This window comes from Candidatus Bartonella washoeensis Sb944nv, assembly GCF_000278135.1.
In the GTDB taxonomy this organism is placed as follows: domain Bacteria; phylum Pseudomonadota; class Alphaproteobacteria; order Rhizobiales; family Rhizobiaceae; genus Bartonella; species Bartonella washoeensis.
On the sequence record NZ_JH725023.1, the window covers coordinates 22,679 to 32,903 of the forward strand.

12 protein-coding genes, 1 tRNA gene and 1 other RNA gene are annotated in these 10,225 nt (G+C 43.8%); 6 read left to right on the plus strand and 8 right to left on the minus strand.

All coding sequences use genetic code 11. The features are described 5' to 3' along the window. Nucleotides 1-327 precede the first annotated feature (327 nt). The 3 genes from ssrS to MCQ_RS02605 all read left to right on the plus strand — a co-directional run bounded on the left by ssrS (nucleotide 328) and on the right by MCQ_RS02605 (nucleotide 2,103). A non-coding RNA gene (gene ssrS / locus MCQ_RS08735) (6S RNA) lies at nucleotides 328-486 on the plus strand. 168 nt (nucleotides 487-654) lie between these two features. Beyond that, nucleotides 655-1,263 carry a 5-formyltetrahydrofolate cyclo-ligase gene (locus tag MCQ_RS02600; RefSeq protein WP_006923373.1) on the plus strand — a complete coding sequence of 203 codons (609 nt, stop codon included), beginning with the start codon at nucleotides 655-657 and terminating at the stop codon, nucleotides 1,261-1,263. An 18-nt stretch (nucleotides 1,264-1,281) separates the two neighbouring features. After that, nucleotides 1,282-2,103 carry a TIGR00282 family metallophosphoesterase gene (locus tag MCQ_RS02605; protein WP_006923374.1) on the plus strand — a complete coding sequence of 274 codons (822 nt, stop codon included), beginning with the start codon at nucleotides 1,282-1,284 and terminating at the stop codon, nucleotides 2,101-2,103. 521 nt (nucleotides 2,104-2,624) lie between these two features. Here MCQ_RS02605 and murA read toward each other — a convergent pair. Both murA and MCQ_RS09290 read right to left on the minus strand, forming a co-directional pair. Further along, nucleotides 2,625-3,920, minus strand: a complete 1,296-nt coding sequence (gene murA / locus MCQ_RS02610) for a UDP-N-acetylglucosamine 1-carboxyvinyltransferase (protein ID WP_035007817.1) — start codon at nucleotides 3,918-3,920, stop codon at nucleotides 2,625-2,627. A 129-nt stretch (nucleotides 3,921-4,049) separates the two neighbouring features. Further along, complete coding sequence (locus MCQ_RS09290; RefSeq protein WP_006923376.1) at nucleotides 4,050-4,214, minus strand: hypothetical protein; 165 nt, start codon at nucleotides 4,212-4,214, stop codon at nucleotides 4,050-4,052. Nucleotides 4,215-4,402: 188 nt separating this feature from the next. Between MCQ_RS09290 and MCQ_RS02615 the strand changes: the two genes are divergently transcribed. Next, nucleotides 4,403-4,477, plus strand: a tRNA-Thr gene (locus tag MCQ_RS02615). 660 nt (nucleotides 4,478-5,137) lie between these two features. Here the strand turns inward: MCQ_RS02615 and MCQ_RS09435 are convergent. The 3 genes from MCQ_RS09435 to MCQ_RS09175 form a co-directional block, all read right to left on the minus strand. Then, nucleotides 5,138-5,302: a hypothetical protein gene (locus tag MCQ_RS09435; protein ID WP_210160405.1), complete on the minus strand. Its 165-nt coding sequence runs from the start codon at nucleotides 5,300-5,302 to the stop codon at nucleotides 5,138-5,140. Between the two features lie 13 nt (nucleotides 5,303-5,315). Further along, the gene (locus MCQ_RS02625; protein ID WP_006923378.1) at nucleotides 5,316-6,008 is read right to left on the minus strand and encodes a lambda exonuclease family protein; all 693 of its coding nucleotides are present in this window, start codon (nucleotides 6,006-6,008) and stop codon (nucleotides 5,316-5,318) included. Nucleotides 6,009-6,587: 579 nt separating this feature from the next. Beyond that, entirely contained in the window at nucleotides 6,588-6,746 is a 159-nt protein-coding gene (locus MCQ_RS09175; protein WP_006923379.1) for a hypothetical protein, read from the minus strand. A gap of 411 nt (nucleotides 6,747-7,157) precedes the next feature. Here MCQ_RS09175 and MCQ_RS02635 point away from each other — a divergent pair, with 411 nt between their 5' ends. Next, nucleotides 7,158-7,343 carry a hypothetical protein gene (locus MCQ_RS02635; protein WP_006923380.1) on the plus strand — a complete coding sequence of 62 codons (186 nt, stop codon included), beginning with the start codon at nucleotides 7,158-7,160 and terminating at the stop codon, nucleotides 7,341-7,343. 3 nt (nucleotides 7,344-7,346) lie between these two features. Here MCQ_RS02635 and MCQ_RS02640 read toward each other — a convergent pair whose 3' ends face one another. From MCQ_RS02640 to MCQ_RS02650, 3 genes are all read right to left on the minus strand, one after another. Then, on the minus strand, nucleotides 7,347-7,544 hold the full coding sequence (locus MCQ_RS02640) for a hypothetical protein (RefSeq protein ID WP_006923381.1): 198 nt from the start codon (nucleotides 7,542-7,544) through the stop codon (nucleotides 7,347-7,349). A 6-nt stretch (nucleotides 7,545-7,550) separates the two neighbouring features. Further along, the gene (locus MCQ_RS02645) at nucleotides 7,551-7,940 is read right to left on the minus strand and encodes a hypothetical protein (protein WP_006923382.1); all 390 of its coding nucleotides are present in this window, start codon (nucleotides 7,938-7,940) and stop codon (nucleotides 7,551-7,553) included. 314 nt (nucleotides 7,941-8,254) lie between these two features. Beyond that, complete coding sequence (locus MCQ_RS02650) at nucleotides 8,255-8,572, minus strand: hypothetical protein (RefSeq protein ID WP_006923384.1); 318 nt, start codon at nucleotides 8,570-8,572, stop codon at nucleotides 8,255-8,257. Between the two features lie 461 nt (nucleotides 8,573-9,033). On the opposite strand from MCQ_RS02650, the gene MCQ_RS02655 reads away from it, so the two are divergent. Continuing rightward, nucleotides 9,034-10,188: a YdaU family protein gene (locus tag MCQ_RS02655; protein WP_006923385.1), complete on the plus strand. Its 1,155-nt coding sequence runs from the start codon at nucleotides 9,034-9,036 to the stop codon at nucleotides 10,186-10,188. Nucleotides 10,189-10,225 lie beyond the last annotated feature (37 nt).

Consider the following 10,225-nt stretch of genomic DNA (forward strand, 5'->3'; position numbering starts at 1 on the left):
TCAAAAGCGTATTCAAGACCTCTTGAGAGCAAACCTCTCCACAAGCCCTATAAATGAAAGACCAGCTTTTATCCCCAATACTCTAAAACTTAAACTGCGCAATAAACACCAACCAGAGTCGCAACTTAAAGCCACCACACCCTGCCATAAACTGCTATAAAAGCCCCTTCAGAGAAATCTCAACAGAAACGTCCTCTATAGATTAATCCCAAAAAGATCATCGCTAAAAAAGAGATCACCCGCCGCCAAACGCCATTCGAATAAAAGAATTGCTTCCTGGTCATTTTATATCTAGCAGAAGATCTCAAACTATTTTATAGTAGGCACGGTGTTCTGCGCTTCTCGACAGGAAATAACATATCCTGAGACCTTAATGATCTCCAAGGGAGCTGTCCCTGATAAAGCTCGTGGGCTTTTTCATATGGCACCCACCTAGTATATAGGTTCCCGGGATCAACTTTTTCCATCGGCTGTTGTGGATCACCGCTTTTTTGCACACGCTTTTTTGCACAAATGAAGAAAATCGTTATAATCCTCTTTCGCATGAAGCGAATTACCATGCTCTTTTTAAGAGATCTATGCCTTGCTTTTGTCGGTTTAAGGTGCTTCATTGATTGCACCTTGTCGCTATTTATGGAATGATTGACGCAGTCAATGGCACAAAACATAAAAGACTCGCAATTTCGCGAATTGGTTCGCTCACAGTTACGCAAGAGCGGTTTATCTAAACGCTCTGCACTTTCATCACAAGAACGCGAAATTTTTTCGTATCGTGCCTGTTCCCACCTACTGCATAACCTTGAACAAAGGCGGGAAGATTTTTCGCGCATGATGCTAGCAGGCTATTGGCCTATAAAATCGGAAATTGACCCACGTCCTTTGTTTGAAGCTGTAACGGCACGTGGTGGCCATTTAGCTTTGCCGGCAGTTCTTGATTCAACCACTATGGTTTTTCGCGCATTTTCGCAAAACACGGTGTTAGAACCTATGCGCTTTGGCACATTGGGTCCTGGATCAGAAAATGCCGTTGTCGTACCAAGTATTATTATTGTACCACTCTCAGCATTTGACAGCCAATGTCATCGTCTTGGTTATGGAGGGGGCTATTATGACCGCGCTGTTGAGGTTCTTCAAAAACAAGGGCATCATGTTCATTTAGTGGGTTTAGGTTTTTCGTGTCAGGAAGGTGAAACAATCCCTGATGCCGAACATGATTTGATTTTAGAGGGGATTTTTACAGAAAACGGTTTTCTAATACCTTAAAATATGATTAAAACGCTCATGCGTTTTTTATTTCTAGGTGACATTGTTGGAGCAACGGGCTGCAGGATTGTTTTTGAACAGCTTCCACAGCTAATTGAAAAGTGGCAACTTGATTTTGTTGTCGTAAATGGTGAAAATGCATCTGGTGGTTTTGGCATCACACAAGAGACTTATCAAGATCTTTTAGCAATAGGTGTTGACGTTGTAACAACGGGCAATCATGCTTTTTCATGCAATGAAACATTGCACTATGCCTATGTGAATGATCGTTTTTTACGTCCAGCCAACTTTTCCAAAGGCATGGCTGGCAGGGGTTCGGGCATTTTTACGGCGAAGAACGGGGCGTGTATTCTTGTTGCGAATATTTTAGGAAGTGTTTTTATGCCCTGCAAAGTAGATGATCCCTTTGAAGCGGCTGAAAAGATTTTGTCCTCTTGCTCTTTGATGGAACAAGTAGATGCAATCATTTTTGACTTTCACGCAGAAACGACAAGCGAAAAGCAATGTTTTGGGCATTTTCTTGATGGCCGTGTAAGCGTTATTGTCGGAACACATACCCACATTCCTACAGCTGATGCCCAGATTTTAGAAGGCGGCACTGCTTATTTATCAGATGCAGGGATGTGTGGTGATTATAATTCATCTCTTGGAATGGATAAGGAAGAGCCTTTACACCGTTTTCTTTATAAGAAGAGGCAGCATCGCTTTGAACCAGCACAAGGTCCTGCAACGCTTTGCGGTTTAGCAGTTGAACTGTCAGACAAGACAGGTTTAGCGGAAAAGGTCTCAGCGGTAAGGATTGGTCCGCATTTAAAACCTGAAATTCCAGATTTTTGGTAACATTCTTCGCACACTTTTCTGTATTACACTGTTTTTAGCAGTATGATTCTTCACTTCTCCGCAATTTTGCCGCAAACGGGAAATCTTTCTCCTAAAAATTCCCACCGAAAAGAGCATGCCACCAAAGACATGCCACCTGAAAAGATGACGACCGAAAGATTCTTGATTCCTAACAAAACTTCACTCTGAAGACTCTCCACTCCGAAACAGTTTCACTTGGCAGAAAGCTTTCGAAAAGCAAAATATCTGCAAAGGAGTTGAAAGAAGCTCCACAGCTCTGCTCGAAGAATGCACCACCTGCGTGCACCACCTTAAAGAAAGTGCCTAAAAAAATTCTCTTTGGGATGAAATCTCTTCGGGATGAAATCTCTTTGGAGCCCCTTCAAGGAGGGGAGATATCGTTTTTTTAGAATCTCCACTCTGAAGCAGTTTCACGCCAAAGAACGATCTTCCAAAGAAGAAAGGGCCGCAAAAAAGGCTCGAAAGAAGGGGCTCCCCCCAAAACGGGGGGACGAAAGAGATTAAACTGTTATACGTTGAATGGTCGCACCACAACGTGCTAATTTTTCTTCCAACCGTTCAAACCCGCGATCAAGGTGATACACGCGATTAACAATGGTTTCTCCTTTTGCCGCCAGTCCAGCAATAACAAGAGAGACAGAGGCGCGCAAATCGGTAGCCATCACCGGAGCACCTTGCAGATTTTCTGTTCCATAAACGGTTGCGGTCTGCCCATCCAGTTTTATCTGAGCCCCCAACCGCGAGAGTTCTTGCACATGCATAAAGCGATTTTCGAAAATTGTTTCGGTGATCTGAGCAATCCCCTCAGCACGTGTCATCAGTGCCATGAATTGCGCTTGCAGATCAGTAGGAAAAGCCGGATAAGGTCCTGTTTTAATATCAACAGGCATTATTTTTGTTTCTTTAGGGTTTCGTTTAACATGAATCCCTTCGGGTTTAATTTCAATATCGAGTCCAGTTTTTTGCAGAACGCTGAGCACTTGGGTCAGATGGTTAGCGTTTGCATTTTTGAGCAGGACATCTCCACCGGTCATGGCCACAGCCATTGCATAAGTTCCGGCTTCGATTCGGTCAGGGATCACCTGTATTCTAGCCCCAAAGAGTTTTTTGACACCCTCGATTGTGAGTGTCGATGTTCCTTCACCGACTATTTTTGCCCCCATTGCGTTAAGAGCTCGAATAAGATTTGTCACTTCTGGTTCACAAGCGGCATTATAGAGGACAGTTTTTCCATTTGCAGTTGCAGCTGCCATAAGCAGAACATGTGTGCCACCGACAGAGACTTTAGGGAAATAATACTCGGCACCCTTTAATCCTTTTGGCGCTTTGGCATGCACATATCCATTTTCGATAGCAATCTGTGCTCCCAAAGTTTTGAGTCCCTCGAGGATAAAATCGACGGGTCTGGTTCCGATAGCACATCCACCAGGCAGAGAGACATAAGCCTCTCCGCATCGTGCCAGCAGGGGACCGATCACCCAAAAGCTTGCGCGCATTTTTCTCACCAGTTCGTATGGTGCATGTGTTGTAGCGATTTTTTGTGCAGTAAAATGAATTGTTCTTGAATCGACACAATCACGCTTGGCTTTTTGTCCTTCGACGCTATATCCAACACCATGATTATTCAGAATACGAATGAGGAGTTCGACATCAGCAAGATGAGGAACATTCTCTAAAATGACGGTTTTTTCGGTAAGCAAAGCAGCAATCATAAGAGGCAAAGCAGCATTTTTTGCTCCTGAAATAGGAATACTCCCCTTGAGGGGTTTTCCACCAATAATTTGAATAGAATCCATAATAATTTTACTCTTTCCTTTGAGCTCCCCCTCCAAAGGCTTGGAATCCTTGGAAAGTTATTCTTGACACTGATCTTAAAACGAATGATTATAAAATTTGGTTGCAAAAATGCCGTAAAAAAAACAAGATTATAAATCTTTGCAAAAAACGCTCTGAGCTCTTTTCCGACTTTGCTCTTTTCGGCGTTTGAGGTTTTCACGCAATTGCTTCGCTAGTCGTTCTTGGCGTTGTTTTGCCTTTTCATCTTGATGATTCATTTTTTCTTGCTTTTGATTTTGATGCATTTGTGTCATTATCTAGCCTTTTAAGCAGTGTTAAGCTTTCTTTAAGCAAACCAGTACCTATTTTATAATAGCCGTTATTATTGTTGTATAAAGAATGTATGTCATGACACAAGATAGTTTTTCTTGCAAGAATGCATAAATGCTCTCTTGCCTATTTTCCAACAATATGGCACAAGGCAGCGCAAAGATTGGAAAATGCTGCGGTAGCTCAGTGGTAGAGCACTCCCTTGGTAAGGGAGAGGTCGAGAGTTCAATCCTCTCTCGCAGCACCATGACCTTTCACAGCGCACCCTTATCTCTCATATCGCACCATTTGCCCAATATTTTCTCACCACATGACTTCCCCACAACACCATGTTGGCTTTTGATATTTTTTGTGCATCTTCAAGCACAATGCATTTTCAAGCACAATGCATTCCTTCTCCACGCTGCAGGCCTAGACACGTTTGCTCCTCTCTTCCCCTCTCTCAAGAGCACCAACCCCAAACAAGATCTCACCCCTCCCTGCGCGAGAGCTAAGAGTCTCTCCCGATGGAGCCAGGAGCTTTTTACCTATCAGCACATCACTCCGACAATTCTGCACCCGCGCCTTTCCCTCCATTCAAAGCATAATGTTTGTCCCCCAAAACAACTTGAGCATTTTGCCTCTCTCTAAGAAAACCTATCGGGCTTGAAAAAGGTTTTGAGATTGGTATCCCCCTCTCATCGCAGCAAAATGATATTTCCCCCTATGAAGAACCTCGACACCCACAATGAATACGCAATACGCCCCCATAGCCCGATAAGCCAAGCGCCCCGTTTATACCCTCTCCCGCAGAAAAGACTCCTCCCCCTCCATACTCCCCACTGAATACCGCATCGCCTTAATCCCCCCCTTAATAAATATTGGCCCCATAGTGCCTCCGCCATGAATAGCTAAGTCGAACAACTCGCTAAATCGAACACCCAAATCGTACAGCCGTGGCAAGCACCTCCAAAGCAAAGCGCCCCCCCATGAGCAAAATCCCATGCTGAATGAACGCCATAAACAGTCCCCCATAAGCGAATTGATCAGCACACTTACCCCACCCGTGCCACCCCCATGGAGAAAGTCCCACGCGTTTACTCCTTTCATCCTCTGCTCCGCCTTTCCACGCAATCCCTGCTCGTCGGCTTCTCCAAGGCATTGTTCATTCTCACACCAAACCCTGTCTCAACACGCTTAATTTGCTGGACCATAATCTCCAAAGCCTCGTTAAAACGGTTAATCTCACTTTCGAGCTTGCGTATATAGGCTTCGTCACGATAGGCGCGTTTAATCAGGGGCGGCATATCAGGCCAATAGAGCATTAAATCCACCCATTCGCGTTGAGCGATCCATAATCCTCCTTGACACTGTGCTTTATGCTCTTCTGGAAAACCCTTTTGAATAAAATGAGGGATAAGGATTTCGGGTTTTTTGGTTTTAATTTCCAATAATCCATTTGTACCAATAAAAGCATCGGGAGAAAAACCTTTCATACGATCGTCAGCCAGAACGAATCCAATACATTCAGGTTCGGTCTTTGTGAGTGCACCATAAAGCTGCCGCGCGCTTGGTTCTAATTCTGTTCCACGTCGCATAGCAAGCGTTGTCCCCTCTTCTACGGTTTTTCCAGTGATTCTTTCTCCAGCAAGTTTCATCATAATAGAATGATATTTTGAGGTTTTTTGCCCCTGTTTTTTTCGTGCCATAACCATTTCAAACAACGAAGCTGTAATCAAACCATTGCGCGCTTGCTGCCATTCCTCTGTTCCTTGCAGACAATCGATAATAATTGGCATGAACCCCCTCCCTCATCTTTAAAGCGCCTTTGCTCTTTAGCGTCTTCTCTCTTCTATGCAGCCTCCTTCATTTGAGGCTTCCACCACTTTTTAAAACATTTGGTGATTGATCAATCAATCTTGATTTTTTCCTTTTGCTGCTGAGCAAAAACAATTTTTATATGTGTTGATTTTATATGTGTTGAGAAGTTTTCAATGTCTCTTTGTGAGTTTGCAAACACTCTTTGCATATTACAATCAGAATAAAAATGTCCCTCTCATGAATATTTGCTTTGAGGGGATATGAGAACTTCTACCATGCTCGCAATGCATACGCTCCCACACCCCCCACAGCTGTCCCCCCGCTTATACCCCTCCCTCTCTGGCAGAAAAACTCCTCCTCCCCATGGCTCCCCACTGAATACCGCATCACCTTAATCCCCCCTTAATGAATATTGGCCCCACACCTTTCCCTTCATTCAAAGCACAATTCTTGTCTCCCAAAACCGGCTTGTCCCCCAAAACCTCTTGGAAATTTTTCCTCCCTCTCTAAGAAGACCTATCGAGCTTGAAGAAGGTTTTGAGATTGGTATCCCCCTCTCATCGTGGCAAAATGATATCTCCCCCCAATGAAGAACCTCGACACCCGTAATCAATACACTCCCATAGCCCCGATAAGCCGCCGCGCCCCTGCTTATACCCCTCCCTCTCTGGCAGAAAAACTCCTCCCCCCCCCATACTCCCCACTGAATACCCCATCGCCTTAATCCCCCCTTAATGAATATTTGCCCCATAGTGCCTCCCCCCATGAATAGCTAAGTCGGCATCGCTAAGTCGGTATCGCTAAGTCTAGCCCCCGTGACAAACACCCCCCAAACGCCGCGTCATTCCCATGGGCAAAGTCCCATGCTGAACGAACACCATCAGCAGCCCGCTATAAGCAAATCTTCTCAGCACACTGCCCACCATATGCCCCCTCCCCACATTTCCCCCTCCCCACATTTCCCTCTCTTGGCAGATTTTCCCCCTGAAAACGCTCCCACCGGAACCTCCTCTTCTCTCTCTCGGCTACCCCCTAGACACTTCTCCTCCTCTCTCCTCCTTTTCGAAAAAACCAAATCCAAGCGAGCTCTCTAACCTCCTGGCTAGAGAGCTAAGAGCGCTCTCCCGATGGGGCTCCAAGCTTGTGTTGATCGACGCCCCCCACAACTCCCTGCACCCACACTTCTCCCTCCATTCAAAGCACAATGCTTTTCGCCTAAAACACCTTGGGCATTTTGCCTCTCTCTTGGAAAAGACCTATCGGGATTGAAGCAAATTCTCGAAGTTGGCATCCCCCTCATCGAGGCAAAATGATCCTCAATCTAACTGTTGCACAACGGAAAAATCATCTCGCAGATATTTTTGAGCCAAATTTTTCGCGGCACACTCTGCCGCCTCTTGCGATATGAAGAGAACGGCATTGTTTTTTTGTGGTTCGAGCTTGATTTTGTTTTGGACATTTCCAGCGTAGTAAAGAGGGATTCCCTGATAAAAAGTTTTGAGATAACTTGCCATGATTTTTTACCACCAGTAGTCATTCAATACATCACAGGGACGCAAGCGATGCTGCTTTTGGTAAGAACCATAGCGATTATCTTCATAATCACGCGCGACTTTTTCCTCTAAACAAGCATGGTAGGCATCACTATTGAGAATGAATGGCTGGAGTTGCGTATTTTGTTCGTCAATTTCGTGATTCATAACATAGGCATCAGCGATTTCTTCACTCACATCATCAGCATGAAGTGTTGTGAGATCGAGGCGTAGAATTCTGTAAACAGTTTCGCATTCTTCAACAACTTCAAGAACCTCTTCGACTTGCTCGAATGGTCCCTCAACGGCATCACAACTTTCATCTTCACCGAGAAGTATAATAATTTCATCCTCTTTAACGAATGGCATATTTTTCATGATTTCCCCCCTTTGTATAGTTGATAAGACATAGCTTTGACTTGACAAGGTCAAATATGGCGTTAGTCTTATATCCTCTATGGGAGATATGTCAATTACTATTATCCTTAATAAAAGATATAATTTCAGTCTTTACGACGTTCAAACGGCATGTGTGAATAAAAAACTTGCCATATTTTGTTCACCTAATGTCCTTGTATTGTTCTCTATTTGTTCTTTCCCAACGCAATCACAAACAGACAGGAGAGCTAAAATGAGTGATTTAGAATTGATACAATACTGGTGCACTCTTAACGCAAAAACACAGAAAGACATTATTCTGATGCTTCGCCAGTTGGTCGCCGCAAAAGAGTTAAAATCGCCTGTCTTTCCTCAAGAGAAAGCTTTGAAATAAGATCAATGAACTCTTTATCTTCAGGACTAACACCCTCTCCATAAAGGATATAATTCATACTGACATTAATTTCATGACAAACACGCGCTAAAGATTCAATTGTTGGTTCTTTCCCTTCAGCGAGAATAGAATGAAGGTACCCAGCACCTTTACCAGCTGCGAGGGAAATAGATCTTTTTGACCGTCCACTTTTTTTGAGTGCAGCACTTAATCTTTGACGCCAACCATCGATATTCATAGTCTCACCATATAGCGCGTCTTTTTAAAAAAACACGTCCTTTTTGTAAAACGAGCTTGCATTATCCTCCAAAAAGGATAAAATTAAGAAGACAAATTTTACTTTTTAAGGGGGGATAAAAGTTCATTTCTTCAATCAAAAAGAACACTATACCACCCCAAAGGATGCAAAAAGCCGCCCCCGAAAGCCCATGCTTCTCAAGTATTGTAATGTCTATCCTTTGTCATTTAACAATCTCAAAATGTAGGGTTGCATGCACCTGAGCATGCAAGGGTCATTTGTTAGAATCCATAAAGCCTTTTTGCAAAGCGCGTCATCTAACAGAAAAAACAGGACAAAACCGAAACACTTCAACGTAAAGTGTAGAAACTCTCATGAAACACCAACATCTGCACAAAAACATTGTTTTCGGTTTTGTTGTAAATGGAAATATATAAAAAAAGAAGAAAGCGGATTGAAGTATGCAACACGCCAATCAACAAGAAACTCCACACTATGAATCGTCTACGCTTCCTTATGTTTGTTGGTATCAGAATGATTTTCTAGGAGGGGTTCGCGGAATGCGTGCACACGAAATTGGCATTTACACGATTCTCCTCAACGAAATGTACGCACGCGGTCGTCCTCTAGAATTATCGATAGAACGTTTAGCGCGTCTTTGCGGTTGTGACAAGCGAACTTTTGGTAATGTTTTAGAAATGCTGATACAAGAGGGCAAAATTTTAAATTTAGCGAATGGTTTATGGAATAAGCGCTGCGAAAATGTATTTCAGGAACGGGCAAAATTGCTTGAACAGAAATCCTTTGCAGGTCGTTCTTCTGCACAAAAACGCAAGAAAATCAATGCAAAGGTTCAACAACTGCTCAACGAGAGTGTAACAGATGATGAACAAAGCTCAGAATCTCAGAAGGATGAAGAAAAGGAAACACCTAACGGTGTTTCAGAAAAGCAATTTTTTTTAGCTGAGATAGAAGAGGAGAAAGAGCAAGAAACAACATGCCTGCAGCCTTCCATTAGTCCTCGCCCAAAACAAGATCTCACAAAAAATGTTACTGGGCAGACTACTACAAACGTTACGCATACTGATAACGAAGCAGAAAGCCTTCACCACTCCAGCATTAAAACCAAAAGCCACACAATACCCCTCAAAGGGCAACGCCTTCCCGATGATTGGCAAGCAGACATCTGTGCAGCGATTTCAGAAGGTCTGAGTGAAGAGCAAGCGCGTTGGCAAGAAAAGAAATTTCGCGATTATTGGCATGCAAAAAGTGGCAAAGAAGCGCTTAAAGTTGATTGGCAAGCGACGTGGCGCAATTGGTTTCGCCGTGAGATTGAAAGAATAAAAGAACATCAGGAAAGACTGCGCACTTTTTCCGCTCACCCCACCCTTGCACCCCATTGCAACAACGATGATGCGCTTTATCGAACACGCATCAACCACAACCACACAGTGAACATGAACACAATTTTTACAATCAAACCACCCCACCCACAGTGCCAACCCGCTTCACTCCAAACCCCCGCTTCACTCCAACGGAAATGGATAAAGAACATCAGGAGACTGCGCACTTTTTCCGCAAAGCCCTACCCTTGCACCCCATTGCAACAACGATGATGCTCTTTATCGAACACGCATCAACCACAACCACACA